Origin of the sequence: Micromonospora acroterricola (assembly GCF_003172955.1) — a bacterium.
Lineage (GTDB): Bacteria > Actinomycetota > Actinomycetes > Mycobacteriales > Micromonosporaceae > Micromonospora > Micromonospora acroterricola.
Genome location: NZ_QGKR01000226.1, coordinates 1 through 26,045, shown reverse-complemented (window position 1 = coordinate 26,045; position 26,045 = coordinate 1). Strand labels below are relative to the sequence as shown.

The following is a 26,045-nucleotide window of genomic DNA, read 5'->3' as shown; positions in this document are numbered from 1 at the left end:
GAGGTGGAATCATGCGCATCGCTGTGGCCGGTGGCACCGGGTGGATCGGCCGGCTGGTGGTCGACGCCGTCCAGGATGCCGGTCATGAGCCGGTCGTGCTCGCTCGTTCGCAGGGTGTGGACCTCGTACGCGGGACCGGCTTGGACGACGCCCTGACCAGTGAGTCCGCCGTGATCGACGTGAGCAACGCTCCCACGACCCGGCGCAAGAGATCCGAGGCGTTCTTCGGGACCGCTACCCGCAACCTGCTGGCTGCGGAGGAGCGCGCCGGGGTCCGCCATCACGTCGCCCTGTCGATTGTCGGAAGTGACCGGATAGATTTCGGCTATTACGCCGGCAAACGGCGGCATGAGCAACTGGTCCGCAGTGGGCCCATCCCGTGGACCGTGCTGCGCTCCACCCAGTTCCACGAGTTCGCGGCACAGCTGATCCACCACCGCTGGCCGGTCGCCGTCGTCCCGGAGATGATCAGCCAACCCGTGGCCGCGCACGAGGTCGCACGGTGCCTCGTCGACCTCGTGGTCGGCGGCCCGGTCGGTCTGGCCCCGGAGATCGCCGGGCCCGAGCGGTGCCGGATGCCGGACATGGTCCGCCGGCTTCTGCGCGCTCGTGGATCGCACCGGCCGGTGGTGCCGTTGCGACTCCCCGGCCAAACGGGACGGGAATTCATCCAGGGTGGGCTGCTGCCCTCCGGACCTGGGCCGCGCGGGGAGCAGACCTTCGACCAGTGGCTGGCCAGTCCGGCCACCCAGCGCATGGCGAGGTCGCGCCGATGAGCGCGACCAGTCAGGGGCGGGAGCGAGGAGCGCGATGACCGCCCTGATTCGCATCGCCCTGGCGATCCTCTTCCTCGACGAGCTCGTGGTGGGCTTCTGGAACCAGGTCTTCCCCAGAAACTTCTACGACCACTTCCCCACCGTCACCCTCACCCCGCCGTTCAGCGAGCACTACGCCCGCGACTTCGGCGGAGCCACCCTCGGCCTCGCGGTCGTCCTCGGGATCGCCCTCGTCGTACCCCGCGCGGTGTTCACCATCCCCGCGGCGCTGACCTTCTCGACCTTCGCCATTCCGCATTTCTTCTTCCACCTCACCCACCTGGACCACGCGAGCCGCACCGAGGCGATTTACCTGACCACCGCCAACGCGGTCGTCGCCCTACTCGGTCTCCTCGTGATCGCACTGACCCTGCTGCGGGACGGCCGCCACCGCGCGCGCAGCCGCCGGGCGCGGACGGCGGGCTGAGCGGACCAGCGGGATGAGTCCCCAGCAGAGCTCGCCGGCCTCTGTACCCGGGCCACCGGACCGGACGAGCATGCTCTGTCGCTACTGGAGGCGGGTGAGGGGACCTCCGCACGGCCCGCCGCGAGTCCACAGCGAATCATGATCGTTCCACGACAGCGAATAGACCGACGCAATTTAGCTCCGAAGGTGACGCGATGGCACCTACCGCTGATCCGCGCAGGATGAAGGATGGGTTTTGAGTATCACCGCAGACAGGCCGGCCACGATCGCCGCAGATCCCTGCACTCTCGTCTCAGCCGAAGTCTTCAACAAGATCACCCGCTACTTCCCTACCAGACAGGAGGTATCCCAGACCTACGCCGAGCGCGCCGTCGGGCAGTTCCTCGTCTTTCTGAAGGCATACGCCGATCGCATGGGCAGGACCGACTTCGGGATGCTCCTGCCGACCGGCGAGTCCTACCAAGTCGTCCCGACCCAGCCGGTCGACGCTGTCTGGCACGCCGTCGTCGGGGTCGACGGCGACTGGCTCTACGCCATCGGCGACATCAACCACCGCGCGCTGCTCACTCACCAGGGCAAGTACCAGGCTCGCATCGTCGGCAACGTGATCGCCGCGCGGGCCGCCGGCCGTCCCCTGGACACCAATGCGTGGGGACCGCATCAGACCACCGCCGACACGTACGCCGTACCTCAGGTCATCTTCACCGACCCGGAGGTCGGTGCGGTCGGGATGACAGCGGAGCAAGCTGAACGCGCCGGCTACCGGGTCCGGGTGGTGGACGTCGATATGGTCCGGGTCCCGGGGGCGGCGCTCTGGGCCGATGGGTACGAGGGCCGCGCCCGGATGGTCGTCGACCTGGACGGCGAGCACCTGCTTGGCGTCACCTTCGTGGGGCCGGGTATCGCCGACCTGCTGCACTCGGCGACGATCGCGGTCGCCAGCCAGGTGCCATCGACAGACTGTGGCACGCGGTCCCGCCATTCCCGACGATCACCGAGGTGTGGCTGCGACTGCTCGAGGCATACCGAGGCTGAGCGCCTCAGTGCGGTGAAGTAGACGTCGATGGGACCGGCTGTGAGCAGCACACCCTGACGTGAGGTTGCCGTTCGCGACACACTTCCCGCAACGTCCTTCACGCACGAACCCGAGCTCCTTCAGCAAACGAATGGTGCTGCCCATGACGCGATACACGAAGGAAGACGTCGTAGCGGCTCCGGCGCCCGCTCACCAGGTTGGTCGCGCACGAGGCGAGGACAACGTAGCGCCCGTCGGCGCTGACCACCGGGCGGGGTCAGTCGAGACGGAAGCTCGCGAAGGCTAGTCGTTGGAAGGGCTCGGTCACGCTCCACTGCCTGTCCTGGGTGATCCAGGACAGGCTGTAGGCGCGGGTCTTGCTGTCGTTGACCAGCAGCTGGCGGGCGTGCAGCCGCTCACCCCCGGGCTGGTCACAGGTGTACTCCCACTCTGCGGCGCCGCCCGGGCGGATGACCGGCCCGATGCTGATCTTCCGGTAGCCGGGCAGTGCCCCAGTCTTCAGCACGTCGCGCTCCGCAGCCTCCCACCGCGTCGACGGTATGGAGGAAACTGTGGCGCTCGGGTCGACAGCGATGGCCCGCACCTCGGCGGGGTCGCGGAGGCAGACCGTTTCGCCCTCGGTGTGCCGGGTCCATCCCACGGGCACCGCTACCAGGAAGCCGTTCGGGTCCTGATGCCACGCCCAACCGTCTGGCAGGGCGTACGGCAGCGGCGCGGTGGGCTCCTGCAGCGGCTCGGCGTCGCGGGAGGCGGCGTCGTTCAGGCACAGGTGGGTGGGTGGTGCCGCCTCGGTTGGCTCCATCGCGCCGGCCGCCGCACCGCCTGGTGCGGAGGCTGGCGCGCCGTCCTGGCCGCGCAGGCCGCCGATCACGGCACCGGCTGCCGTGACGACAACGGCCACGACCGCCAACAGGCCCACAGCGGCGCCAGCGAACGCCCAGGCGGTCGTCCGGTCGCGAGGGGCTGACGCCCTGACCCGAATTACCGTGGTGTCGATTCCGTCCTGCGCGACCGGCAAGACCGGGGTGGCGGAGGCTCCCGGCCGGCGACGGAGGGTGTCGGCCACGCGCCGCCAGCGGCGCGACAGGGGCGCCGGCACAGGCTCGATGGGTACGGTCGCCGCGGCAACCTGCTCAAGTTGGTCGCGTGCCTCCTGAGCGGACAGACGCTGACGGGGGTTACGCAGCAGCAGACCCGTGATCGCGGGTTCGAGCGGCAGGACGCTCATCCGGTCGGGTGACTCGGTGGCCAGAGCGGCGAGGGTGGCCAGGGTCGAGGACCTGCTCCACGGTGGGCGGCCCTCCGCTGCCAGGTAGAGCGTCGCGCCGAGGGCCCACAGGTCGGTGGCGGGGGTGGACCTGCCGTCGCGGGCGCGCTCCGGCGCGACGTACTGGACCGTCGACAGGGTCGGCGCGGTGACGGTCGCTGGGCTACGGCTGTCGAATATCGACAGGCCGAACCCGCCGAGCATGACCCGCCCGTCGTCGGCGAGGAGTACGTTCTGGGGGCTCAGTTCCCCGTGCACGACTCCCGTCGCATGGGCGGCGCTCAGTGCGGCGAGCAGGTGCAGGCCGATCCGCGTCACCTCGGCGGGTGCGCGCGGGCCGTCGGCGGTGACCACCTCGGACAGGGCCCGGGAGGGTACGTGCTCCATGACGAGCCACAGGTAACCGTCGGTGCTCAGCACGTCCCACATCCCCACGACGCCCGGATGATCCAGACCGGCCAGTCCGCGAACCTCGCCGAGCGTGCGCTCCTGCAACCGTGACCGTTCGGCGTCGCTCGCCCATCCCGGTACAGCGATCTGCTGGAGCGCAACGTGCCGGTCGAGCACCTCGTCGCGTGCCAGCCAGACGCATCCGAGGGTCGCGGCGTCCCCCATCAGCAGGAGCTTGCGGTACCGGCCGGCGAGCAGCTCGTCATCCATGTGAGTGATTCGGAGCGGAGCGCCGCACGGATGGGTCGGTGATGAGGGGCACACCGACTGTCGTATTGAGCAGTGTCGTACCGAAACGGGCCGGGCCGGCCGACGGTGTGACCGTGGCCGGCCAGGGCTCAGCTCAGCTCGACCGTACCCACGATTCGCGTCGGGGCGACGGAGCCGCCGACGGGCTCGTTGGACACCCCGAACGTGCCCGCCTGCGCGACCGGACCGATGACCGTGGTCGACCCCCTGACCCCCTCGGCGAGTCGCCCCACCGAGCGGGCCGGCTCCGCGTCACGGATGAGCCACAGCTCGTAGATCCGCCCGGGGCCGGGAGTGGGCAGGTCGCGCAGCAGCACCACCCCGCGGTCGCGGTCGCGGGAAATCACCACGGTCGCGGCGCCGCCGGGCTGCAGCTGGCGCTCGAACACCCGGGCGTCCGGGGCGTCCAGTACGGCGGCGATCTGCCGGGCCTGGTCGCTGCTGGCCTGCTCGTCGCTGATCCGATCGTTGCTCACGGTCCAGGTGACCGCGCTTGCGCCGCCGGCCAGGAGGACGGCCGCGGCGGCGGCCACGGTGAGCTGACGCCACCTGCCTGCATGCCGTCTGTCGGTGGCACCTGCGGCGCTGACGCGCAGCTGCGGGGTCCGGGCCGCCTGGGCGAGGGTCCGCTCCCGCAACCCCGGCGGTGTGGCCTCGACGACGGTGTCGTCGGCAAGTCGTGAAACGGTCTCCCCCAACTCGGCCACCTCGACGCGACACGGCTCGCACTCGGCCAGGTGCCGCTCGAACGCCGCCCTCTCAAGGTCGTCGACCGCGTCGAGGACGTACGCACCAGCGAGGGTGTGAACATCGGCGTTCATGCCCTTCCCTCCATCTCGATGCCCAAGCAGTCGCGCATCCGGATCAGCCCGTCGCGCATCCGTGTCTTTACCGTCGGCAGCGGCGTCCGCAATTTCTCGGCGACCTCGCGGTAGGTGTGGCCGCCGTAGTAGGCCAGGGTCACCGCCTCCCGCTGGACCGGCGTCAACCGGCCCAGGCACCTGCGGACCTGCTCGCGCTCCAATCGGGCGGTGACGTCCTCGACCACCTCGTCATAGGGAACGTGCGTCTCACTCGCGCTGACCCGCGAAGCACGGTTGGTGTGGGCCTGCTCGGAGCGCACCCTGTCCACCGCCCGGCGGTGGGCCATGGTGAGGACCCACGCCGAGGCCGACCCGCGGCCGGCGTCGAAGCGGCCGGCGGTGCGCCACACCTCGACCATCACCTCCTGCGTCACCTCCTCCGCCTGCGCCGGGTCGCGCACCACGCGGCGGGCCAGCCCGAGGACCCTGCCCGCCACGGCGTCGTACAGCGCCGCGAACGCCGCCTCGTCACCCCGCGCCACTCGCGGCAACAGCTCGTCGGCGTTCGGTGGGGTCGCGGCGTCCGGCGGCACTGATCGCAACCGCCGCGCCTGTTCCGGGTCACCGCTCATTCTCGGCATGTCCTCTCCTGTGCTGGCGACGACTCGGTGCGCCGCCGACGCGTACTCGGCGTCTTAGGCGGGATGAGCGTGAGCAAGGCGGGCGTAGACGATGACATTGTCGCGGTAGTGCTGCGTGGTGTCGTCGAACTCGCCGCCGCAGGTGATCAGGCGGAGCGCCGCGTGGTCGGTCGCCCCGTACACCTCATCGGTGGGGAATCGGTCCTTGGGATACTGCTCGACCTTGGTGACGGTGAACATCGCGGTGCTGCCGTCTTGACGATTGACCGCGATCCCGGCACCGACGGCCAGCTTGCCCAGGTCGAAGAACGTCCCGCGACGACCCTTCCAGTTGACGTGGCCGGCCAGCACGGCCGGGCCGAGCGCGCCGGGCATCGGCGCCTTGGTGAACCACCCTACGTCGGTGGCGCTGTCCGGCACCTGCATCGCACCGTCCGTTTGAAGGCCGAGGGCGACGGTGGCCGCGGTGGCCTTCAGCGACGGGATCGACACCCGCGTCGGCGGTGAGCTGGCCATCAGCGGGCCCGAGGTCAGTTCACCCGGCCGGGTTGCCGGGACAGGCGATGCGTTCGCGGCTGATGCCGCAGCGGATGCGTCAGGTCGGGTCGGGTCCCCGTCCCGGCCGGCGACCGCGAGACCGATCGTCAGGGCGGCCGTCACGGTGAGGATGCCGGCCACCGCCAGGAGCGCGTAGCGCCCTTGGCGGCGGCCGGCCGGCACTGGTGCCTCGCCGGTGTCCATCACGATTGCTTCCGGCTCAGCGTTCGTCGGCGAATCGGCGTCGCGCGACGACCGCGCCGGCGGCGCCGAGCAGCGCGAGGCCACCCACGGTGTACATCATCATCGGGGATCCGCCGGAGGTGCTGCCGTCGCCGGTGGCGACTCCCCCTGCGGGTACAGAACCGGCGGCGGCACCGCTGACCATGCCGCAGGTGGCGGGGTCGGTGGCCTCGGCGGGGATGCCGTTGACGCCGATGGATTTGGCGAACGTCGACTCGCCGAGCGCTTCCATGTCGTACTTGCCGTTCTTGTTGGCGTCGATGCCGTGCTGCACAAGGTGCAGGTCCTTCAGGTGCTCGATCGTGCCCGTGGGCAGGTCCGCGGCGGGGATGGTGCGCTCGTAGCTGAGGTTGCCCTTCGCGTCGGCGGTTGGCATCCGGTCCACGGCCAGGCCGCTGGCCTTGGTCGTGTCTCCGGTGGTAGTCAACGAGATGAAGATGTCGCCGTACATCTTCAGGCCCTCTTCGGTGCTGACGTAGCCGTTGCCGTTGGTGTCGGCGGACTTGTCCGGGCAGTGGAAGTCCATGCCGTTGGCGGCGCCGTGCACGTGTTGGGCGTGCGGCGAGTTCGGCGTCATGCCCTTCGACCGGATCATGACCTTCAGGTCGCCGCCGCTGGTCGCGGTCAGCGTCGCGGTCCCGGTGGCACCGGTTTCGTTGAGGTCCTGCAACTGGACCTGCACGCTCTCGTCGGCGTGCGCGACGGCCGGGAACGCAAGGACCAGCGCGGCCGCTGGCAGGGCGAGCAGGGCTCGGGACAATCTCACAACAGATCTCCGTCTCCGCCTGGGTTCGGCGTTGATGCTCAGGTGCTGTCGGGAGGGATTCGTCGCCTGTCGCCCGCCGGATTGGTGCCGGACCGGATTCTTTCCCGGCCCGGGCGGCGAGCCACTCCTCCGCTGCGGTCGAGAGCAGTCCACGTACCGGTCCGCGCCGAAGAACAGGTATGGCGATCGAGCTTGACTCCTATAAGCACGCAGCCGCAAAGATCGATGATCGCGACGTCGACTACGGCGGGTTCCGGGACCGGCCGCTGTCGCCGGAGGCGCTGCGCTGCCTGCGGTACATGTGCGACATCGAGAGCCACACCGTCTGCTACCCGCGGGACCTGCTCGTCACCCCGTCACACGCCGACCCCAGGGTCACCACGTTCCTCACCATGTGGGCGTACGAGGAGTACTTGCACGGCGAGGTGCTGGCGAAGGTCCTCGACGCCCCTGACATCCCGACGGGCAACGCGCACATCGCCGCCGTCCGGGCGGGGCTCGGCTGGCGCGACCGCTGGGCGCCCATCCAGCAGGCGCTCGCCGCCAACCTCATCGGCGTTGACTTCGTCGCCGTTCACATGGCCTGGGGTGCGGTCAACGAGTGGTCCACGCATGCCGGGTACTCACGACTCGCCGAGCGTGAGCAGCATCCGATCCTCACCGACGTGCTGGGCCGGCTTATGCGGCAGGAGACGCGGCACATCGCCCTCTACGCGACGCAGGCCCGGGACCGGCTACTCCGGTCGGCGCGTGCCCGGCGGCTGACCCGATTCGCGTTGCGCAGGTTCTGGGCGCCGGTCGGTTCCGGGATGATGCCCCGGGCCGAGACGACGCATCTGGTCGGCTACCTGCTCGGCGGTCCTGCTGGAGCCACGGTGATCGACCAACTCGACGAGCGCATCCATCGGCTTCCGGGCCTCGACGGTCTCGGGTTGGTTGGTGGTAGTTCAGGATCACCAGTCCGATCAGGCCCACGACGAGGGTCATCGTCGGGATGAGCAGTGACAGGTCGGCGTTCAACGCCCGCAACGCCGCCTCGATCGCGTACGCCACCGAGGAGACCGGGTCGGCCATCACCGCGAACGCGAACGCGAACAGTAGTACCGGCCGACTGTTCAGCCAGCCGCCCCTGCCGTTCGCCGGTGGTCGAGCGCGACGTTGAGGAGGGGACAAGACGGAACCTCTCCGACTCTGGCCCGGCCATCGCCGCGCTCGGTCAACGTGCCCCCCGCAGGGGTAGCCAAATCCGCTTCGCAGCGGGCCTCTGCGGGTCCGATTGATGGCATTATGTCAATGTCGATAGAAGAATTCTCCGATTGAGCGGATGTTGGCGCCTGGCCGGCAGCTGACAGCGGCGCGGCATTCACTGGGACGGGACCGCCCACCTGGGTACCCGTGGGACATGATCAGGTATTGAGGTCGCCCACCTGTTCACGGGCTGGCCGTGCGATGGGCGGCCAGCGTGGGCCGTGATCGTCGGACTGATGGGCGGTCGTTACAGTACGGGTCAGGTGTGCCGGGAAGTCTGGTCGGCGATGTCTTTGCCGACCCCCTCAGGAGCCGTATGGGAACGTCCGGTAGCCCCAACCAGCACCTGTTCGGTCGTGGGAGCTGGCCGGAGGTCCGCCGGGTCGGCGACATCCTCCGTACCGAAACGGTCGGCGGGGTGCTACTCCTCGGGGCCGCGGTGCTCGCCCTGATCTGGGCGAACTCCCCCTGGGGCGACGCGTACCGCGCCCTCGGCAGCGTGCAGGTCGGTCCCGCCGCGCTACACCTGGATCTCACCCTGAGCCAATGGGCGGCCGACGGGCTGCTCGCGATCTTCTTCTTCGTCGCCGGGCTGGAGCTGAAACGCGAGTTCGTCGCGGGTGACCTGCGCGACCCGCGCCGGGCGGCGCTTCCGGTCGCTGCAGCGGTCGGTGGGATGGCGATGCCCGCCCTGATCTACGTCGCGTTCAACGCGAGTACGGGGGACGGCGCCGTGGCGGGCTGGGCGATCCCGACCGCCACCGACATCGCGTTCGCCCTCGCCGTCCTCGGGGCGATCAGCACCCACCTACCGGCCGCGATGCGAACCTTCCTGCTCACTCTCGCCGTGGTCGACGACCTGATCGCGATCCTGATCATCGCGCTGTTCTACACCACCTCACTGCACCTGATCCCCCTCGGCCTGGCGTTCATCCCCCTCGCCCTGTTCGGGGTGTTGGTGCAGAAGCGGGTGCGATCATGGTGGCTGCTGCTGCCCCTGGCCGCGCTCACCTGGGCGCTGGTCCACGCCTCCGGCATCCACGCCACCGTCGCCGGAGTCCTGCTCGCGTTCACGGTTCCGGTGATCCGCCGGGCCGAAGGACCAGGCCCCGGTCTGGCCGAACACTTCGAGCACCGCTTCCGGCCCCTGTCGGCCGGTGTTGCGGTACCGGTCTTCGCGTTCTTCGCCGCCGGGGTCTCGATCGCTGGCGCCGGTGGTCTCGGCGCGACCCTGACCGACTCGGTCGCCCTGGGCGTGGCGGTGGGACTCGTCGCGGGCAAGGCGATCGGGGTCACCGGGGCGACCTGGCTGGTGCAGCGGTTCACCCGGGCCCGGCTCGCCGAAGGGTTGAGTTGGTGGGATGTGTTCGGGCTCGCCCTGCTCGCCGGGGTCGGGTTCACCGTCTCCCTGCTCATCGGCGAGCTTGCCTTCGGCACAGGCAGCGAGCGGGACGAGCACACCAAGATCGGCGTCCTGCTCGGATCACTGGTCGCGGCCCTGCTGGCGACTGTCGTGCTACGTGTCCGCAACCGCCACTACGAGCGGATCTGCGCGGTCGAGGAACGTGACACCGACGCCGACGGCATACCGGACGCCTACGAGACGGACGACCTGCGGCGCTGACTGCCGCCCGCCGAGACCCTTCCTGCCGGTGGCTTTTCGGGCGTACGCTCATTGTGGAGCGCCGGGAAGTCTGGTCGGCAGTCGCATTGTCGCGTCGACCGAAGAGGACTGCCGTGGATACGTTTGCCATTCGCACCGAAAAACTCACCAAGCGCTACGGGCGGGTCCTCGCGCTCGACGGACTCGATCTCACCGTGCCGACCGGCTCGGTGTTCGGGTTCCTCGGCCCGAACGGTGCCGGCAAGTCCACCACCATCCGGCTGCTACTCGGCATGGCCCGCCCGACAACGGGCTCGGCCCGGATCTTCGACACCGACGCCCAAGACGTGCGCAGAGCGCACCGGTCGTTGGCGTACGTGCCCGCCGACGTGGCGCTCTGGCCGGGGCTGACCGGCGCCGAAACCCTCGAACTACTCGGTCGCACCGGCGCCAGCGTCGATCGCGAATACCGCGACGACCTGGTCGAGAGGTTCGCGCTGGACCTGTCGAAACCCGGCCGAACGTACTCAACCGGCAACCGGCAAAAGGTGGCCTTGGTCGCCGCGTTCGCCACCCGCGCACCGCTACTGGTCTTCGACGAGCCGACCAGCGGCCTGGACCCCCTGATGGAACGGGAGTTCCAACGCGCGGTCGCGCAGGCCCGCGATCGGGGACAGACGGTGTTCCTCAGCTCTCATCAGCTCGCCGAGGTCGAGGCCGTGTGTGACCGGGTGGCGATCCTGCGCGCCGGCCGGCTCGTGGAAATCGCTGACGTCGCGGACCTGCGGCGGCTGCACCGCAGCCAGGTCGAGGTCACCTTCGCCGGCACCGCACCCCAATTGGCCGGGGTGCCCGGCGTGGAGACCATCGAGGTGGTCGGACCCGTGCGGCTGCGGTTCACCCTCACCGGCCCACCAGCACCCGTCCTCCGGGCCCTCGCCACAGCGGACGTGACAGCCCTGGAGATTCACGAACCGACACTCGAGGAAATCTTCCTCGACTACTACAACGAGGTGTCTCGGTGACCGCCGTCGACACGCAGGCGCCGCAGGTACCGCCGGTCACCGTACGTCCGGCCGCCGGTCGCGCGGTGACCTGGCTGGCCGTCTGTCAGATGCGGCGCGGCGCGGGCATCGTGATACTCCTCGTCGCCGGCATGTCGGCGATGGTCGCCATCACGTACGCCAGCACCGTCGGCGACGCATTGGACGCCGCCGCGCTTGCCGCACTGGCCGAGAACCCGGCCATCCGCACTCTGTTCGGCGAACCTGTCGCCCTGAACACGTCGGGCGGTTTCACGGTCTGGCGTACCGGCACCGTCCTCGCCGTCCTGGTCGGAGTATGGGGCCTGCTCACCGCTACCCGGATAACCCGGGGCGAGGAGGACGCCGGTCGCTGGGACCTGCTGCTGGCCGGACGGATCCCCCTGACCACCATCGTAATCCGCCACGTCACCACGGTTGTCGCCGCCGTGCTGCTGGCCGGGCTCGCCACGGCGGGCGCGCTCATCGCTGCCGGCACCCCACCGGTCGGGGCCGCGCTGCATGGTGCGGGTGTCGCGTTGGTTGGGGTGTTCTTCGCCGCCGCCGGGACCGTCGCGGCGCAGATCGTCCCCGCCCGCTCCGCTGCGACCGGCGCCGCTGCCGCGCTGCTCGGCGCAGGGCTCCTCATCCGGATGATCGGTGACGGCATCGACGCACTGGGCTGGCTGCGGTGGCTGTCCCCGTTCGGACTCATGGCGCTCTCCCGCCCCTACGACACCAACCGGGTCCTGCCGCTGGTGGTGCTGGCCCTGGCCGCGTCCGCGCTGCTCGCCACCATCCCCGCGACCACCGGTCACCGCGATATCCGGGGCGGCTGGCTCGCACCCCGGACGGGTCGTGCCCCACGGTTGGCCCTACTCGGCTCGATACCCGTATTCGCCGTCCGGCGTCTGTTGCGCCCCCTCGCCGGCTGGACTGCCGGCATCGGCGCCTACTACCTGCTCATCGGACTCCTCGCGGTCTCCATGACCGACTTCCTCGCCGACAACGCACAATTCGCCGACCTCGCCGCACAAGCCGGGTTCGCCGGCCTCGGCTCGGTCGAGGGCTACGCGGCGGCGATGTTCGGGCTGCTTGCCATCCCCGTCGGGATCTTCACCGCCGTACGCATCGCCGCAACCGCCGCCGACGAAACCGACCGCCGGCTCACCCTGCTCTACGCCCAACCCGTAACCCGGCTACGACTACTCGCCACCGAAGCCGCCGTCACGGCCTCCGGTGCGGTGATACTCACCGCCAACGCTGGACTCGCCACCTGGGCGGGGGCAACCGCCGTCGGCGCACCGCTACACCTGGACGCGGCCCTCGCGGGTGCGGTGAACGTCGTACCGGTAGCTGTGCTCTGCCTGGGAGCGGCCATCTTCGCCCTCGGCTGGCTACCCCGCGCCGTCGCGCTCATCGGCGCCCTACCCGCCGCGGGCGGATTCCTCCTCCAAGTCATCGTCGACAGCACCGGCGCACCACACTGGGTCAGCCAGCTATCCCCATTCGCGCACCTCGCCTCGGTCCCAGACGTACCACCGGACTGGGCTGGGATCGCTGGAATGGTCGGCATCGCAACCGTGGTCACGATCATCGGTGCCCATGGCTACCAGCACCGCGACCTACGCGACTGACGGTCCCTAAGACCGGCCCCAGGGCTCTACCGGATCCGCTAGACAGCACGGCTGCCCGCGTCCTGGGTGTGTGGCGCTGGCGCGAGCGCTGCTCGAGGAAGCGGTTCCGTCGGAGTGGCGCTGGGAGCCGCTGATCTACGTCCGGCCGCAACACATGGAGGCCGTCTGCGCCGTGACTTGCTGTCGCCGGGAGGCCATCGACAACGGCATGTGCAACGGCCACGTCCTGCGCTGGCACCGACTCGGCCGCCCTCAGCTCGACGTTTTCGCCAAAACGACCGAATCGGCGTTGCGCGACCACCACATCCTTCCCAATTACCTTGTGCCTGCCTGCCGGCGTGGCCGCGCTCGGGACGGACTCTGCGCGGTGCACTCACGTCAGTGGAAGGCGGCGAGACACCCGCCGATCGCCACATGGGTTACCACCGTGGTCGTTACCGGCGGCCCCCAGTCCACCTGCCGGCTGCCGAACTGTGCGCTGGCCGTGGAAGGCGGCTCGCTCTACTGCCGGGTGCACCACCGGCGGTGGCGCGCCCGCAGCGAGCCGGCGCACGAGGAGTTCGAGGCAGAGGTCATGCGGCGAGCTCGTCGACCAGGAAGAGGACCTGGAGGGACAGCAAGCCGGTGAGGCCGAAGTTCTGCACCGCGGCCAGGCCGGCGAAGTACCGCAAATAACGGTCGCGGGCGACGACGGTGACGCCGGCTCAGATGCGCTGCAGGAAGGAATCTTCCAGCACGGCCACGGCATGATCGGATGCCCGGCCCGCGGGACGCGTTCGGGCGAGGCAGACGGCCGAGACGAGGAAGCTGACCGCGTCGAGGAGCACGCCGAGCGCGGCGGACACGGCCTGTGCGATCAGGCCGGCCAGCCCCGGCCCGACAATTGTGCTGGCTGATTCGGTGGCGTACAGCATCGAGTTCGCAGTCCCGAACTGCTCGGCATCCACCACTCGGATGACGAGTCGGGGCAGCGCGGCTCGGAAGACCACGGCACACGAGCCGATCACGAACGCGACCGCGATCAGCGCCGCAAGCGTCAGCGTGCCGGTCACCCACAGCAGCGGCACGGTCGCGGCAGCGGCGGCCGCGACCAGATCGCTCACGATCATCGTCGTGCGGGGCGACCACCGGTCGGCGAGCGCACCGGCTGGCAGACCGAGGATCAGCCACGGTGACCAGCTCGCCGCCGCTAAGATTCCCATCAGCCCGGACCGGCATCCAGCTGCGTGGCCGCGAGCAGCGACAGCAGCGTCGCCGTGGTCGCGGTCCCGAACAGGCTGACGGCTTCGCCGAACCAGAAGACCCGGAAGGCGCGAGGGAGACGGGGGGACGCCCGTCTCCCTCGATTCAAAATCTGGCCCACCAACTATCAGCTCGCTCAGGCCGCGGCGCGGTCGGTGAGTGGGCGGCGACGCAGTGCGGTGTCGGTCAGTGAACGCGGGGGCAAGGGAGCGTTGGGGTTGTACAGGTTGGTCCCGGGCGGCACGATCTCGTCGATCCGGTCGAGGGCCGCATCGTCCAGGGTCAGCGCGACGCCCTTGAGGAGATCCTCCAGCTGCGGCATGGTCCGCGGTCCGATGATCGCCGAGGTGACGGCCGGGTGGGCCACGGTGAACGCAATGGCGAGCTGCGGGAGGGTGCAGCCGATGTTTTCCGCGAGCTCGACGAGCTGCTCGACGACGTCGAGCTTGGCGGCGTTTTCCGCGATCGTGGGATCGAATCGTTCCGGCCGGATTGTGGGACGGCCGGTTGAGAGGTCGATGGGCTGGTTCTTGCGGTACTTGCCGGTGAGGAACCCGAAAGCCAGTGGGCTCCAGACCAGCACACCCATTCCGTAGCGCTGGCAGACGGGCAGGACCGAGGCCTCGATCCCGCGGGCCAGGATCGAATACGGCGGCTGCTCGGTGCGGAAGCGTCCGAGGCCACGATGCTCGGAGACGTGATGCGCCTCGACGATCTCCTCAGCCGGGAACGTCGAGCAGCCGAAAGCGCGGAGCTTCCCCTGGCGCACGAGGTCGCTGAGCACCGAGAGCGTCTCCTCGACGTCGGTCGAGTCGTCGGGGCGGTGGACCTGGTAGAGGTCGATCCAGTCGGTGTTCAGGCGCCTGAGGCTGTCCTCAACCGCCTTGAGGATCCAACGCCGCGAGTTGCCACTGCGATTGCGGCCCTCGCCCATCTGAAAGTGCACCTTGGTGGCCAATACAACGTCATCACGGCGCCCCCGCAGCGCCTTGCCCACGATTTCCTCGGACTCTCCCTGTCCGTACATGTCGGCGGTGTCGACGAAGTTGATCCCCTGGTCCAGGGCGGCGTGGATGATGCGGACACAATCGTCGTGGTCGGAGTTGCAGCCGTCCTGGAACATCATGGTTCCGAGGCAGTAGGCACTGACTTCGATACCGGTTCCACCGAGGGTGCGATAGCGCATGGTGACGCTTCCTTACTGATTCAGCCGTGATCACGCGGAGCGACAGAAGCGTCGACCGCACGGGGAACCCTAGGATCTAGAGTCGGCTCTAGGTCAAGCCGCTACCCTGAACGGTATGGCTGAGGTCACCACGAGTCTGAGCATCGGCCAGGTCGCCGAACGCACCGGCTTGAGCGTGCACGCGCTGCGCTACTACGAGCACGAGGGCCTCTTGGTCAACCCTGTGCGGCGCGGACCTGGCGGGCGCCGCGTCTACAGCCAGGATGACGTGGACTGGCTCACCGTCTGCATCATCTTGCGCGCCTCCGGCATGCCCCTGCCCGCGCTACGCCGATACGCCAACCTCGTCCGGCAAGGAGCCGGAAACGAGGAAGAACGACTCACGCTTATGCGCGAGCACCAAGCCCACGTCACCACCCAAATCGGCAAACTCGCCGAGTGCCTGGACCTGATCAGGTTCAAGGTCGGGGTGTATGAGGACCTCCTCGACCCGGACAGCGCCGGCGACCACCAATGTCACGCTCCGATCCCTTCGGCACCAGCGCAGCCGACCGAGATCCGCATCGGCTACGCGCGGGTGTCGGGCTCGTGAACACGGCGCCCTGCGGGCTGACGTCACCGGTGCCGACGTCATCCTGCTGATGCGCGCCCAACTACGTCACCAGCTACGTGCCGGACGCCTCGCCCTGTGGCAGCGATACCTTGCCATCATCTTCGACGGCCTACGCCCAGAAGTGCCCACCCACTGCCCCACCCGCCACCGGTCGCTCCTTGACGCCCCACCACAGGGTCGGACCGCCGCTACCTGCTGACGCCTCTGGCGGCTGCTCGGCGCTCACATGGGAACGGAAACCTCGGCCGCAGCAGATTGAGCATATTGACAGACACCGTCATGGACATGTCCAAGACGCAACATCGCCGACGAACCAACTAACCGATCAGCTGACCCAAGATAAACGGCGAACTGGTGGTGTGGGAAGGCGAGCGAACCAACTTCGCCCACCTGCAGCGACGAGTCACCGCTGGCGTGCAGCTCCCGGACATCGCCCGCCGCCACCCCGCGCACTACGTCGTCTTCGACCTGCTCAGCGCCCCGCCGTGCCGACCGCTGCTGGACCGTCCTCTGCACGAGCGACGCGCCCTGCTCACACAGATGCTCGCCGACGCACCTGCCCGACTCACCCTGTCCCCACAGACCACCGACCTCGACCAGGCCGCCGAATGGTTGACCACCTGGACCGCCGCGGGCATTGAGGGCGTCTTGTAGTTAGGGTTTGTGGTTGACCGTTTGACCGCTGGCCTTGCCGCTGAATTCCGGGGCCAGCGAGATCTTCGGCGATGCGAAGACTGCGCAGGATCATCGTCCACGTGCCCTGCGACTCGCTCGTCACGCCGGTCACGTCGACATCATGCGCGAGCAGCACGACAAGGCAATCGGCCTTCGACGGGCGAACACCAACATCTCCGACGACTATGACTGGCCGGCGTACATCACAAGCTGACGAAGCTCGCTGACCGACACGGGTAGCCGTCTGGCCGGGATGGCACGCACTTGACGAGGTGGAAGCTGAGTTGGACGACGTATGCGGTTCGGCAGTTGAACGGGTGCTGTCGGTGTCAACCCCGAACAGGCCTGGTGCCTGGATGCGCGTGGCGGAGCAGCGGCGCCAGCTGCTGCTCAACGGGGGGTCAGCGTGGCGGGGCGGCGTACTCGGCTACTAGGTATGAGCGGTAGGTGATCACTGCGGGGATCGTCACGTTCAGCTTCCCCGCGGTGGTGGTCAGCACCTCTTCGTATCCCAGCAGCGTGCCGGAGCGTGCTTCGACGATCACGGTGTATTGGGCGGGCAGGCCGTGAGCGTTCGTGGTGATGGAGAAGGCTTCCCCGGTGCGTCCGGCGCGGTCGGTGACGGTGCCGGTGACCGTGATGCCCGGGAGGTCGGCAAGGAGTGTGAGCGCCGCTGCGCGCTGGGGCGGGTTCAGCAGCCGTACCCCGGCGAGTTGGGCGGCGTCCTCCAGGTACTGCACCGGCGCCTGCGGCGCGGACCCGCCTGCCCTCAGCCAGCCGCGCAGTGCGGCGGCGTCCGTCGGGACCGCACCGCGGAAGCCGCTGTAGAACTCCCCGGCGGCATAGTCGTGCACCTTCTCGGACGACTCGACGCGACCACCCCACTTTTTCCACTGCCTACGGTCAGCGTCTGAACGGAACATCGGCGGCAGATCCTTCTTGACCATGCGGCCCGCGTCGTCATCGGTCCGCCAGGACCGCCACCGCTGTGGCACCACAGCGGATACGGTCCTACCGCCGGAGATGGAGGAGTTCAGAAACCAGTTCGTGGACTCCAGGTGCTCCACCGTCCCGGCGGGCCGCGGCGGCATCGGCTGCTGCGCCGCCACAGCGGCCAGCCGTCGAAGCCGGGTACTAGCCGGTTCCGCGGTCGCCGGCGGCCCGTAGGTGAGCATCACCGGGGTCGCGGCATAGGCCGGCTCCGGCTGGCGGTACAGCTCAACCGCTACCCCACCACCGGCCGCCGCCACGGCCACCGCACCGACCGCAGCCAGGACGAGCCGACGTCGCGGCACTGTTCGCCTGGCGGTTCCTGCTCCGCGGTCGTCGGCGAGGATACGAGCCAGCACCTGCCCGCGACGACTGTCATCGCACAGCGGGGCGGTGCGGGCCGGGTCCAAGCCGCCCAACACCTGACGCACCTCATCCACGGCATTCATGTCATCCACCCCAATTCGACATCGACGGCGCCGCGCTCGACGTCCGCCCCGCCCCGTCCCCGCTCACGCCGAGCTGCCTTCTTAACCGACGACGGGCTCGCATCAGCCGCATCGCGAATGTCGCCCGCGGCTGACCCAGTACGGCCGCCGCCTCGGCCGACGCCAGCCGCTCCCAGGCCACCAGCCGCAGAATCTCCTGGTCAACGGCGGACAACCGGTCGAACGCCACCGCGACGTCACGCTGACTGACAACACCGTCCGCGTGATCCACCACTACCAGCTGATCAGGCTCCGCCGCCACCCGCAGCGTCAGCTCCTGCCACCGCCGACGGCCTCTGGCCTCGTTGGCCAACACCAGACGCGCCACTCCGTACAGCCACGGCAACGCCGACCCGGCCGGCACATCGCCCAGACGACGCCACGCGACGAGGAAGACGTCCGCGACAACATCACCGACGTCAGACGCACCCACCCGCCGAGCGACGTACCGCCACACATCACCGTGATGGCACTCGTACAACTCGGTGAACTGCTCCTTCGCAGCGTCCATCACACCCCCTACGTGCTTATGTCCGGCACCAGCCAAAACGTCACACCTCGCAGCGGAGGAACCACTCGACCTAGCGCCGCCCGCCTCAACGAGGCAGGCCCGGCCGTCCTGTCTCTTCCGGCGCGCCTGAAGGGTCCGCAAGCCGAAGAACCTAGTCAGAGCATTGCCCGTGGGATCGGCACCGCAGATAACGCCACACCGGCTCGCCGCCTTGAAGGTCAGGGGGATTTAGTTCGTCGATGCCTGCCAATCTGCGTCACGGCAACCTACGTGGCCCGCGTCGTCTCCCTCGCCGCAGTGCGTTGACCTCCCGGCGAAGCAGCTCCCCCTCCGGATGGCAGCATGGCTTCGGTGACCGCCACTACGGACTGGCACGACTGGCACCTGCCCTACGACGACGACACTTCGCCGCTGTCGCGGAGGCTTCGGCTCATTCAGCGACACATCAACGACTGGCTCGACCAACGGCCGGACTCCTCGCTCCGGGTCGTCAGGGTGTGCGCGGGACAAGGGCATGACCTCATCGGCGCCCTTGCGCCGCGGTCGGACGCTGATCGGGTACGCGCAGAGCTGATCGAGTATGACCCTCGCAACGTGGCCGCCGCCCGGATGGCTATCTCCGCCGCTAGGCTCGACGGGATCACCGCCACCCAAGCCGATGCGGGCGACTTCGCCCCGTACCGCACGGCCGTCCCTGCCGATTTGGTCGTTCTCGCTGGGGTGCTGGGCAACATCAGCGACGCAGACGCGCGAGCAACGATCGACGCCTTGCCTCGGCTGTGCGCATCCGATGCAACCGTGATCTGGACCAGAACTCGCCGCCATCCCGATCTCACCCCGGCGATACGCGGCTGGTTCGCCACCGCCGGCTTCACCGAGGAGGCGTTCCACGCACCCTCTGACATGCTGTTCTCTGTCGGCGTTCATAGCTTCCACGGACAACCTCAGCAGGCACCACCGAACGGCAGAATCTTCACGTTTACCGCGTGAGTAGCCGACGGCCGATGCTCACTTGACCGCGCGGTGATCGCAGAGCCCGTGCCCCTGTCGTCACGCGCCGCACTCACGCCAGCAGTTCAGGATGCCCTTGCACCGCTCACCGAGCGGTGCGAAAGCTTCCCGCGGGCTGGCACACCCAGGGCGCAGCGCGTGGCGGCACGTGTGACGGCAACCCAGACCGCCACACCGTCGCGCGGCGGCAGCGCCTGCGGGATGTCTCATGCCGACAGTTGACCCCGCTGCAGGTCACCACATCTAGCTGAACTTCCTGCTTTACTGGCGGCCCTTTAAGATAATGCTCTCATCCATATCTACGCTATCTGCTTCAGTTAACACGCAGGGCAGCACCAAAGAAGCCGCTTCGGGACGTTTCGCCTAGTCTCCGTGAAACCATAGATAGAGATTGGATCCATTCTCGACATGCAGGCAAAGCGCATCAATTTCTGACGCAGTTTCCTCGCCCAAAATGTCGCGCACAGACTGACTTGCTACCTCCAGCCTAAGCCTTCCCACCTGCCGCTCGTTGAAAACGGTATCCGCGTACGGAAGCAGTCCGCCGAGGTACGGGAATTTTCCTTGATCGATCTGCGCAAGGGCCGGCGACCAGCGAACACCCCGGGACCCGCGCGTCACGATATCACCACCCTCGGAACGCACTTGCATACTTATCATCAGCAGCCCTCAGTGCGGGTGGACACTTTCCACTTCACCATTCTTAACCCACACCGCCACCGAATGCAGGTCATTCCCATCAGCAGCATAGCCAACCGGGCGCCGACTCCTAACTTCCAAGACATGCCGGTGAGCGGCGCCGGTGCCCAGGTTCATATTGTCCATCGGCTTCCTCATCGCCGGTTTCGCCTGTTTCCGGGTCGGTGGCGAGGACGAGATCTCCAACTTGCATTTCCGCTCACATACCGGGACATCTCTGCCACATCGGGATTGTGTCGGCCAGGGGACCGCCCGCATCCTGGCGGCGGTGCCCGACCTTCAGGGGAAGCTAGAGCTGGTCGCGAACATCTTCGACCGATGCTGATTCGCGCTCACTGTCCAGATACGCTTCTATCCTTGAGATAGTAACCGAAGCCGCCACTGCAGCCATGTTCACCGTTTCTGACTTAACCTGAAGGGTAAGCCCTCCATCGGTTTCAATGTGAACGTCAACCAACATGTTAGTGGAGATTCCGCGCAAAGACAGATCGGTCAACCCGCCAAAAAGAAGTTCGACTTGAACGGCATTAAATCCGCCGCGCTTCCACTTCACTGGCGGGCTCGCCGGGTAAGTTGGCAGATCCAACCTAAGTCGAAGCGTTGGCCCATCACGACCTACTGTGACTTCATGCAGGCTAACCCCAACCAAGGGCGGAATGTCCTCTCCGAAAATTTCCCTAATTCCTTGAGGGTTCGTTGCTGCATCAATCCAGCCCATCTCCACCCACTAATACTCGTAGTGTTGAGCAGTGCCTGGGACCTTACCAGTTCGAGTGTTAGTCCAAGGCCGGACGTTCAGGTGGGATCCTTGATCACCAACACCTCCCTCACCATATTGATGGCCGTAGGAATGGTCTTGGATCACGACCCGGTCGCCGCCGCCTCGCTCGAAGATGTACTCCCGAGTCATGACCGGCCGACCATTATCGTTCATGATCTGGGTGCCCTCACGTGTGGTCATCGGTACTGCCCGTGTTCCCGAGGGCTGCTGACTCATCGGTATGCCCAGGTCTCGTTTGGCCTCGCGGAAGGCCGCGCTCCTACTCGGTAACGTCTTGTGGCTCAGAACAGCGCCGCCGCAGTTGTGGACAAGGAGAGGTGTTTCACCGGCAATCACGTAGTACGTGTGGATATCGGCAACACGCTCCTGGCGCTGCGGCGAGAAAGGTCACGGTGTGGGTGAGCTGGTTGGCTAGATGACGGGCGAGGCCGCCGGTGGAGAAGTCGGGCAGCGCGCTGGGCGTGGACCATCGCTCGATCAGCATCGGTTCACGCAACAGGGCTGCGGCGGTTTCAGCGACGTCCAGGAATGCAGGTCGGATCATCGAGTGCACGTTTATGCGGGTGCGGCGTCTGTTGTCAGTCTCGTGCTCGTGTCTGTGAGGAGCCGGTCCTCGGCCGGAGTGAGCGCACATCGACACGAGCGGTCGGCTGACTCGCCGGTCTCGCAGGTGCGGCCCCTGACGCCCCGCTCGGGGGCAGATGAGGATGTGGTCGTCGGGGATCATGGGCGGGGCAGGCCGCGGACGTCCTGATCTGATCTTTAAGGTGGCCTCATGGCGGTCGACTTGGCGTCTTCATGGTGCGCTACGGATCTCGGGATGTACCGCCCATGCCGGTACACCTACGAGCGGTACCCGCTCGAGAGCGTGCCGTCCGTGCTTGACGCTCTCGGCGGCTTCCGATGGCTGGGCGATCGAGGACAGCGCAACGCCGACAACGTGGACCTGCTGACTCGCCTTGAGATGAACCTGGCCGCCGTCGGTGTGGCGCTGCCGAACGATTTCGCTCAGTTCTACTCCTGGAACGGGTGGGCAGCCGAGCTGGACACCGTGTCCGTGACCGGGTGTTGGACCAGGCTGCGTCCGCTGCCCACGTTCAGTCCCGTCGAGCCCGGCGCGTTCCTCGTCCGCTTCATGTCCGACCAACAGGACTGCGTCACCTGGTACCTGTACCTACGCCGTAGGGAGCCGGCGATCGTCGTGCACGCGTATGGCCTGGACCTCGATTACGATGACGACGATGAGGACTTCGGAGTGATCTACCGGTGCGCGTCCTCGTTCGAGGAGTTCGCCTACCGGTTCTGGGTCGAGAACCGGATTTGGCGGCACCTGCACGACCCCGATGCTGGACCGCTACCGCCACGCCTCGCCGCATACCTCGCGCACTATGCGCAGCTGCCGTCCTGACGATCCCGGTTCAGCGGCGACAGCCACTCACAGGCAGACCCGGCATCGAGTTCCAGCGCACATCGTCAGGTACCGCGACGCTCGGTCTGCGGCAAATCCGGATGTCAGATCGTGACGGTGCCAGGCATCATCATCGCGTGGATGACCGCCGAACAATCCCTCTGGTCGATGACCTCCGTTCGTTCGTGGATGGCCGTAGCGCCGAGGTGGCACGCACCAGCGCCGCGGGAGTTGAACTCCTCGATCGGTACCGCGACCGGCGCCTGGACGAGCTGTGGCTGGACCACGACCTAGGTGGGAACGACACGGTCTGGCCGGTCGTGGAGGTTCTGGAACGGGCTGCCTTCGACAAGTGCCCCTTTGACGTCGGCGTCATCAACGTCCACCCCGCATGAGCTGACCGGCTCCAACGCGCCGCCCGACGGTTGTTACACCCTGGGCGGCAAATCCGTGCACCGGTGAGAGCCGTTGCGCGGATGCTGCGGCGACGTTGAATACTTCGCGGGTGGATGTTGCCGATCTACTCGCTCGGGCTGCGGCCATGGTCCCGGCTGATGTCGTCAACGAAGCCGGCGTGACCGTGAGGGACGTACGCGAGTACCTCGACGACGACGAGTGGGAGATCGCCCTTGACCTCCTTGCGGACCTCCACGCGGGCTGGCGACCACCAACCGCTTGGTGGGATCTGCTGATCGACAGCGCCGAGCTGATGGGGCTCGCCGACGCCGCCGCGTGGTGCCACTGGGGTCAGTGGGAGAGCATCCATGGGATCGTTCGCGCCGAGTTGCGACTCCTGTCGCCCACCGAAGGTGGCCGGCGAACGCCGATCCCGGGCAAGGGCGTCCTCCGACCGCTGTGGGACCTCGGCCGACGTACGGCCGCGGGCGACCCCGATCTGCTCGTGGCACGCATCTGGGTGGAGTCCATGCCAGCGTTGCCACCAGGTGCCACCGGGTCGGTCCGCCTGGGCCCGCTGTCCCCAGCCCTGTGGCGGCACCTGCGGCCGGGCATGACGATCACCATGCACGAGGGCCGGCCCGCAGTAGGAACGGCCATCATCATCGAGGCGTCGAATGCGCGCTGACATCGGCACGACCGAAAGCAGGATCGATCGAATTGTGGCGGCACTGCGTAGCGCGCATTGTCTGCGGCAGATCCGGACGCACAGGTGACGACATCAGGACGCTCGGCGTAGATTCGGCGCGTGCTGGAGGCGTGGGGACTGACCCTGACCGCGGACATCGCGCGGCAGGTCAGGGAATGGCGTGCTGATGGCTACTCGTGGCGCGCCATCGCTGCCTGCGCCGACGACACATGGGGCACCGACTCCGGCGGCAACCAATTGTTCGACGAAGACCTGTGCCGGGAGAGCGCGCGGCTGCTCAGCGAAGATCTGAACGCCGATCCCTGGAACTGACCCGGTTTGGGAGTGCCCCCTCGACGGATGCGCCAACCCTTTGACTGCTTGATCTAGTTCGCCTGCGCGCAGCGGATAGTGGACGAGGCGAGTGACTCTGATTGTCATGGCGGGTCTGTACCCTGCGTCCAATGACAGGCAATCCGTTGACGTACCTTCGACACGACTCGGGCGGCGGCTCCCTCAGCCTTGACCTTCCGTCAGGGCGAGCCGTGCGCGAGACCGAGGCCGGGGTTCTCGAGGAGCCGATCCTGTGGGTCAGCGACACCCGTCCCGACGCGGGTCTGTGGGGATCACTTCAGGCGCGCCATGGCTGGACGGGTCTGTGGCCACTGCTACTCGGAGGGAGTTCGTACGAGCCGGGCAGCCCTTGGACGACCGGTGAACTCGACCCGGGTCTCATCAAATCCAGGCCGGGCGATCATGACGCTGACGTATTGCTGGCCGGGTGGTGGTCTGTCTACACGATGGTGGATGAGGACGACGACATGCTCAGTGCGCCGGAGCGGCTGGCCGTCACGGCGCCGTTTGGCAATCGGTGGCCTGGGCTCGCGCCTGCCGGAACGCTGCAGGGAGATCCCGCGACTCGGGCTGCTGAGTTCGCGGAACATCTGATGGCCGACTCGTGGTTGACCGCGCCGCGCCTCGGGCTGAGTGCCAGTTCCCGCGGTGCGGATGCCCCGGCCGATCTGGGGTGGGGTGGGCCGTTGAACTACGAAAACGACACCGCGCAGTTCAGCACAGTACTGCGCAGCTGGGAAGAGCGTTTCGGTGCCAGAGTCGTCGGCCTCGGACCAGCCGAGCTATACCTTAGCGTCGCTGCTCCGCCCACCGATGCAGACCACGCGCTGCGCGTCGCTGCGGAGCACTTTGCGTTCTGTCCCGACAACGTGTGGCAGTCCAGCACGGACACCCTCATCCGTTACGCCGAGAGCCTCACGAACCGGGCCTGGTGGTCGTTCTGGTGGGACTGAGCCGTCACACTGCCGGTGCCGGACAGAAGAATGCACTACACGGACGTCCGCACATGGACATGAGCGGATGCCGGCGACGCTGTCTGCTGTCATCGAAGGTCACGTGCGTTCCGTCGCCGCTTCGAGGTGCTGATGAGGAAATGCCAGGACGAGCGCAGCGCCGGCAACCAGAGACTTTCTGAGCAGCAGGAGGGCTCCGGCTGCGACGCGACCGGTGTAGCGGAGGTCGATCGCGGTGGCCGTCGTATGACACCCAGGCCAACGAGGACGAGCACAATCATTCCGGCTGCCCGCCACGCTAAGGCGGCCAGATCGAGCTCGTCCGACCCGGTAGCAGGAGGGCGGCCGCCAGCGGTAGCGGTTTCGAGGGTTTACGTGGGCGTGCCGATGCGCTGGCAGTACGTGCCGCGAACGGACCGGGCGGACGGCGTTGAACCGTGCGCGGGGCGGCCTGGCGGGAGACGGTCAGCTCTCGTCCGGGCTGTTGCGCAGCTGTGTGGCGAGCGCGATGGTGTCTTCGTGCGGTTCGGCGTCGAGGTCGGCGAGGGCTTTAGTCAGGGCGCGTAGCAGGGTTCGGATGCCGTCGGCGTCGCCGAGTGCGTGTCGGGCGTGCATTGCCTTGACGTAGAGGGCTTCGTTGTAGCGGTCGAGTCCGATGGCCTTGTCGAGTAGGTCGGATGCTGCCTGCGGGTTGCTGTCGAGCAGGTCGTCGGCGAGCAGTAGGTGGGCTTCGGTTCCCCAGCGGCGGATCGTCTCGCGGTGGGGCTGCAGCCACTCGTAGTCCTTGCCTTTCGCGAGGGGTGCGCTGTAGAGGTCGCAGGCGGCGGTGAGGAGTTCGCGGCGGCGCGGTTCGGTGGCGATGGTGGCGCTGCGCATCAGGTCGCGCAGCGTCCATACGTCGACGTCCACGGTGGCGGGGTCGAGTAGGTACCGTCCGGCGGATTTGATGACGTAGGCGTTCTTTGTCTCTGCGGTGCCGGTTCGGCCGAGGACGTGCCGCAGGTTTGAGGCGTTGGTGTGGACGCGTTGGTCGGCTTGGCTGATGCGGGCGTTGGGTTCGAGGTATTCGCCGATGTCGCGGGTGCTAGATGTACTGCCAGGGAGGTTGGTCAAGCGGCTGATGGGTGGGCGTTTGCCGATCGCGGTGTGGGGCCTGTGGTGGTTGTACTCGTGGAGCCCGCGGGTAGGGCGTTTCGGCGGGCTGACTCGCTGGAGTACATCCGTTTGAATGCCCAGCCGTCGGCCATGGTGCGGTGGAAGCGTTCGATTTTGCCGTTGGTCTGTGGCCGGTAGGGGCGGGTGCGTT

At 67.7% G+C, this 26,045-nt stretch carries 28 protein-coding genes and 3 pseudogenes; 18 read left to right on the top strand and 13 right to left on the bottom strand.

Annotated elements, in window-relative coordinates; translation table 11 throughout:
• Positions 1-11: 11 nt before the first annotated feature.
• From DKT68_RS19520 to DKT68_RS19510, 3 genes are all read left to right on the top strand, one after another.
• Entirely contained in the window at positions 12-776 is a 765-nt protein-coding gene (locus DKT68_RS19520; RefSeq protein ID WP_109818845.1) for an SDR family oxidoreductase, read from the top strand.
• Between the two features lie 34 nt (positions 777-810).
• Positions 811-1,242, top strand: coding sequence for a hypothetical protein (locus DKT68_RS19515; protein ID WP_109818844.1), 432 nt, complete (start codon positions 811-813; stop codon positions 1,240-1,242).
• A 235-nt stretch (positions 1,243-1,477) separates the two neighbouring features.
• A complete protein-coding gene (locus DKT68_RS19510; protein WP_236646973.1) occupies positions 1,478-2,299 on the top strand; it encodes a hypothetical protein in 822 nt (273 codons plus the stop codon).
• A 235-nt stretch (positions 2,300-2,534) separates the two neighbouring features.
• Here the strand turns inward: DKT68_RS19510 and DKT68_RS19505 are convergent, their stop codons facing one another.
• From DKT68_RS19505 to DKT68_RS19485, 5 genes are all read right to left on the bottom strand, one after another.
• Complete coding sequence (locus DKT68_RS19505; RefSeq protein WP_109818843.1) at positions 2,535-4,205, bottom strand: serine/threonine-protein kinase; 1,671 nt, start codon at positions 4,203-4,205, stop codon at positions 2,535-2,537.
• Positions 4,206-4,333: 128 nt separating this feature from the next.
• Entirely contained in the window at positions 4,334-5,065 is a 732-nt protein-coding gene (locus tag DKT68_RS19500) for an anti-sigma factor (RefSeq protein WP_109818920.1), read from the bottom strand.
• Entirely contained in the window at positions 5,062-5,688 is a 627-nt protein-coding gene (locus DKT68_RS19495) for a sigma-70 family RNA polymerase sigma factor (protein WP_236646972.1), read from the bottom strand. Before DKT68_RS19495 ends, DKT68_RS19500 begins: the two co-directional genes overlap by 4 nt.
• A gap of 54 nt (positions 5,689-5,742) precedes the next feature.
• The gene (locus tag DKT68_RS19490) at positions 5,743-6,513 is read right to left on the bottom strand and encodes a class F sortase (RefSeq protein WP_236646971.1); all 771 of its coding nucleotides are present in this window, start codon (positions 6,511-6,513) and stop codon (positions 5,743-5,745) included.
• A complete protein-coding gene (locus tag DKT68_RS19485; RefSeq protein ID WP_109818842.1) occupies positions 6,446-7,234 on the bottom strand; it encodes a hypothetical protein in 789 nt (262 codons plus the stop codon). Before DKT68_RS19485 ends, DKT68_RS19490 begins: the two co-directional genes overlap by 68 nt.
• A 179-nt stretch (positions 7,235-7,413) precedes the next feature.
• On the opposite strand from DKT68_RS19485, the gene DKT68_RS19480 reads away from it, so the two are divergent.
• The 5 genes from DKT68_RS19480 to DKT68_RS19460 all read left to right on the top strand — a co-directional run bounded on the left by DKT68_RS19480 (position 7,414) and on the right by DKT68_RS19460 (position 12,744).
• The gene (locus DKT68_RS19480; protein ID WP_109818841.1) at positions 7,414-8,232 is read left to right on the top strand and encodes a hypothetical protein; all 819 of its coding nucleotides are present in this window, start codon (positions 7,414-7,416) and stop codon (positions 8,230-8,232) included.
• A complete protein-coding gene (locus DKT68_RS31515; protein WP_201749106.1) occupies positions 8,229-8,396 on the top strand; it encodes a hypothetical protein in 168 nt (55 codons plus the stop codon). The genes DKT68_RS19480 and DKT68_RS31515 overlap by 4 nt, the downstream gene beginning before the upstream one ends.
• A 402-nt stretch (positions 8,397-8,798) precedes the next feature.
• Positions 8,799-10,106, top strand: a complete 1,308-nt coding sequence (nhaA, locus tag DKT68_RS19470; RefSeq protein ID WP_109818840.1) for a Na+/H+ antiporter NhaA — start codon at positions 8,799-8,801, stop codon at positions 10,104-10,106.
• A gap of 113 nt (positions 10,107-10,219) precedes the next feature.
• Entirely contained in the window at positions 10,220-11,110 is an 891-nt protein-coding gene (locus DKT68_RS19465) for an ABC transporter ATP-binding protein (protein ID WP_201749105.1), read from the top strand.
• Positions 11,107-12,744: an ABC transporter permease gene (locus DKT68_RS19460; RefSeq protein WP_109818838.1), complete on the top strand. Its 1,638-nt coding sequence runs from the start codon at positions 11,107-11,109 to the stop codon at positions 12,742-12,744. The genes DKT68_RS19465 and DKT68_RS19460 overlap by 4 nt, the downstream gene beginning before the upstream one ends.
• Positions 12,745-13,448: 704 nt before the next feature.
• Here DKT68_RS19460 and DKT68_RS19455 read toward each other — a convergent pair.
• Together DKT68_RS19455 and DKT68_RS19450 are read right to left on the bottom strand one after the other, a co-directional pair.
• Positions 13,449-13,946 (bottom strand): MFS transporter, encoded by a 498-nt coding sequence (locus DKT68_RS19455; protein ID WP_109818837.1) that lies wholly within the window; start codon positions 13,944-13,946, stop codon positions 13,449-13,451.
• Between the two features lie 176 nt (positions 13,947-14,122).
• The gene (locus DKT68_RS19450) at positions 14,123-15,172 is read right to left on the bottom strand and encodes an aldo/keto reductase (RefSeq protein ID WP_109818836.1); all 1,050 of its coding nucleotides are present in this window, start codon (positions 15,170-15,172) and stop codon (positions 14,123-14,125) included.
• A gap of 115 nt (positions 15,173-15,287) precedes the next feature.
• On the opposite strand from DKT68_RS19450, the gene DKT68_RS19445 reads away from it, so the two are divergent.
• The 4 genes and pseudogenes from DKT68_RS19445 to DKT68_RS19430 form a co-directional block, all read left to right on the top strand.
• On the top strand, positions 15,288-15,764 hold the full coding sequence (locus DKT68_RS19445; protein WP_109818835.1) for a MerR family transcriptional regulator: 477 nt from the start codon (positions 15,288-15,290) through the stop codon (positions 15,762-15,764).
• Positions 15,646-15,984, top strand: coding sequence for an SbtR family transcriptional regulator (locus DKT68_RS32555; RefSeq protein WP_330848944.1), 339 nt, complete (start codon positions 15,646-15,648; stop codon positions 15,982-15,984). The genes DKT68_RS19445 and DKT68_RS32555 overlap by 119 nt, the downstream gene beginning before the upstream one ends.
• Positions 15,985-16,124: 140 nt before the next feature.
• The gene (locus DKT68_RS19435) at positions 16,125-16,439 is read left to right on the top strand and encodes an ATP-dependent DNA ligase (protein ID WP_109818834.1); all 315 of its coding nucleotides are present in this window, start codon (positions 16,125-16,127) and stop codon (positions 16,437-16,439) included.
• An 80-nt stretch (positions 16,440-16,519) separates the two neighbouring features.
• Positions 16,520-16,700 (top strand): annotated as a pseudogene (locus tag DKT68_RS19430) (mycothiol transferase); the annotation flags it as partial.
• A 161-nt stretch (positions 16,701-16,861) separates the two neighbouring features.
• Here DKT68_RS19430 and DKT68_RS19425 read toward each other — a convergent pair.
• Positions 16,862-17,899 (bottom strand): CU044_5270 family protein, encoded by a 1,038-nt coding sequence (locus tag DKT68_RS19425; RefSeq protein WP_109818833.1) that lies wholly within the window; start codon positions 17,897-17,899, stop codon positions 16,862-16,864.
• 1 nt (position 17,900) lies between these two features.
• Positions 17,901-18,449 carry an RNA polymerase sigma factor gene (locus DKT68_RS19420; protein ID WP_109818917.1) on the bottom strand — a complete coding sequence of 183 codons (549 nt, stop codon included), beginning with the start codon at positions 18,447-18,449 and terminating at the stop codon, positions 17,901-17,903.
• A 351-nt stretch (positions 18,450-18,800) separates the two neighbouring features.
• Here DKT68_RS19420 and DKT68_RS19415 point away from each other — a divergent pair, with 351 nt between their 5' ends.
• Positions 18,801-19,439 carry a class I SAM-dependent methyltransferase family protein gene (locus tag DKT68_RS19415; protein WP_236646969.1) on the top strand — a complete coding sequence of 213 codons (639 nt, stop codon included), beginning with the start codon at positions 18,801-18,803 and terminating at the stop codon, positions 19,437-19,439.
• Between the two features lie 1,009 nt (positions 19,440-20,448).
• Here DKT68_RS19415 and DKT68_RS19410 read toward each other — a convergent pair.
• Positions 20,449-20,877: an Imm50 family immunity protein gene (locus DKT68_RS19410; protein ID WP_236646987.1), complete on the bottom strand. Its 429-nt coding sequence runs from the start codon at positions 20,875-20,877 to the stop codon at positions 20,449-20,451.
• A gap of 9 nt (positions 20,878-20,886) precedes the next feature.
• Positions 20,887-21,093: an HNH/endonuclease VII fold putative polymorphic toxin gene (locus DKT68_RS32065; RefSeq protein WP_269089863.1), complete on the bottom strand. Its 207-nt coding sequence runs from the start codon at positions 21,091-21,093 to the stop codon at positions 20,887-20,889.
• A 622-nt stretch (positions 21,094-21,715) separates the two neighbouring features.
• Between DKT68_RS32065 and DKT68_RS19395 the strand changes: the two genes are divergently transcribed.
• The 5 genes and pseudogenes from DKT68_RS19395 to DKT68_RS19375 all read left to right on the top strand — a co-directional run bounded on the left by DKT68_RS19395 (position 21,716) and on the right by DKT68_RS19375 (position 24,739).
• Positions 21,716-22,348 (top strand): hypothetical protein, encoded by a 633-nt coding sequence (locus DKT68_RS19395; protein WP_109818829.1) that lies wholly within the window; start codon positions 21,716-21,718, stop codon positions 22,346-22,348.
• Positions 22,349-22,449: 101 nt separating this feature from the next.
• A pseudogene (locus DKT68_RS19390) lies at positions 22,450-22,740 on the top strand (cyclic-phosphate processing receiver domain-containing protein); the annotation flags it as partial.
• A 113-nt stretch (positions 22,741-22,853) separates the two neighbouring features.
• Entirely contained in the window at positions 22,854-23,432 is a 579-nt protein-coding gene (locus DKT68_RS19385; protein ID WP_109818828.1) for a hypothetical protein, read from the top strand.
• Positions 23,433-23,552: 120 nt separating this feature from the next.
• Positions 23,553-23,765: a hypothetical protein gene (locus DKT68_RS19380; protein ID WP_109818827.1), complete on the top strand. Its 213-nt coding sequence runs from the start codon at positions 23,553-23,555 to the stop codon at positions 23,763-23,765.
• A gap of 131 nt (positions 23,766-23,896) precedes the next feature.
• Positions 23,897-24,739, top strand: a complete 843-nt coding sequence (locus DKT68_RS19375) for a DUF4253 domain-containing protein (RefSeq protein WP_109818826.1) — start codon at positions 23,897-23,899, stop codon at positions 24,737-24,739.
• A 465-nt stretch (positions 24,740-25,204) separates the two neighbouring features.
• Here the strand turns inward: DKT68_RS19375 and DKT68_RS19370 are convergent, their stop codons facing one another.
• The gene (locus DKT68_RS19370) at positions 25,205-25,852 is read right to left on the bottom strand and encodes an AfsR/SARP family transcriptional regulator (RefSeq protein ID WP_236646989.1); all 648 of its coding nucleotides are present in this window, start codon (positions 25,850-25,852) and stop codon (positions 25,205-25,207) included.
• Positions 25,835-26,045, bottom strand: a pseudogene (locus tag DKT68_RS19365) (integrase core domain-containing protein); the annotation flags it as partial. The gene DKT68_RS19370 and the pseudogene DKT68_RS19365, both read right to left, overlap by 18 nt.

Bases quoted from the DNA above. Each gene is read 5' to 3' on its own strand.
- DKT68_RS19480 (WP_109818841.1), top strand. From the start codon at position 7,414: ATGGCGATCGAGCTTGACTCCTATAAGCACGCAGCCGCAAAGATCGAT.
- DKT68_RS19520 (WP_109818845.1), top strand. From the start codon at position 12: ATGCGCATCGCTGTGGCCGGTGGCACCGGGTGGATCGGCCGGCTGGTG.
- DKT68_RS19375 (WP_109818826.1), top strand. From the start codon at position 23,897: ATGACAGGCAATCCGTTGACGTACCTTCGACACGACTCGGGCGGCGGC.
- DKT68_RS19500 (WP_109818920.1), bottom strand. From the start codon at position 5,065: ATGAACGCCGATGTTCACACCCTCGCTGGTGCGTACGTCCTCGACGCG.
- DKT68_RS19420 (WP_109818917.1), bottom strand. From the start codon at position 18,449: ATGGACGCTGCGAAGGAGCAGTTCACCGAGTTGTACGAGTGCCATCAC.
- nhaA (WP_109818840.1), top strand. From the start codon at position 8,799: ATGGGAACGTCCGGTAGCCCCAACCAGCACCTGTTCGGTCGTGGGAGC.
- DKT68_RS19515 (WP_109818844.1), top strand. From the start codon at position 811: ATGACCGCCCTGATTCGCATCGCCCTGGCGATCCTCTTCCTCGACGAG.
- DKT68_RS19425 (WP_109818833.1), bottom strand. From the start codon at position 17,899: ATGAATGCCGTGGATGAGGTGCGTCAGGTGTTGGGCGGCTTGGACCCG.
- DKT68_RS32555 (WP_330848944.1), top strand. From the start codon at position 15,646: ATGAGGACCTCCTCGACCCGGACAGCGCCGGCGACCACCAATGTCACG.
- DKT68_RS19505 (WP_109818843.1), bottom strand. From the start codon at position 4,205: ATGGATGACGAGCTGCTCGCCGGCCGGTACCGCAAGCTCCTGCTGATG.
- DKT68_RS19495 (WP_236646972.1), bottom strand. From the start codon at position 5,688: ATGCCGAGAATGAGCGGTGACCCGGAACAGGCGCGGCGGTTGCGATCA.
- DKT68_RS19450 (WP_109818836.1), bottom strand. From the start codon at position 15,172: ATGCGCTATCGCACCCTCGGTGGAACCGGTATCGAAGTCAGTGCCTAC.
- DKT68_RS19455 (WP_109818837.1), bottom strand. From the start codon at position 13,946: ATGGGAATCTTAGCGGCGGCGAGCTGGTCACCGTGGCTGATCCTCGGT.
- DKT68_RS19410 (WP_236646987.1), bottom strand. From the start codon at position 20,877: ATGGGCTGGATTGATGCAGCAACGAACCCTCAAGGAATTAGGGAAATT.
- DKT68_RS19445 (WP_109818835.1), top strand. From the start codon at position 15,288: ATGGCTGAGGTCACCACGAGTCTGAGCATCGGCCAGGTCGCCGAACGC.
- DKT68_RS31515 (WP_201749106.1), top strand. From the start codon at position 8,229: ATGAGCAGTGACAGGTCGGCGTTCAACGCCCGCAACGCCGCCTCGATC.
- DKT68_RS19395 (WP_109818829.1), top strand. From the start codon at position 21,716: ATGGCGGTCGACTTGGCGTCTTCATGGTGCGCTACGGATCTCGGGATG.
- DKT68_RS32065 (WP_269089863.1), bottom strand. From the start codon at position 21,093: ATGAACGATAATGGTCGGCCGGTCATGACTCGGGAGTACATCTTCGAG.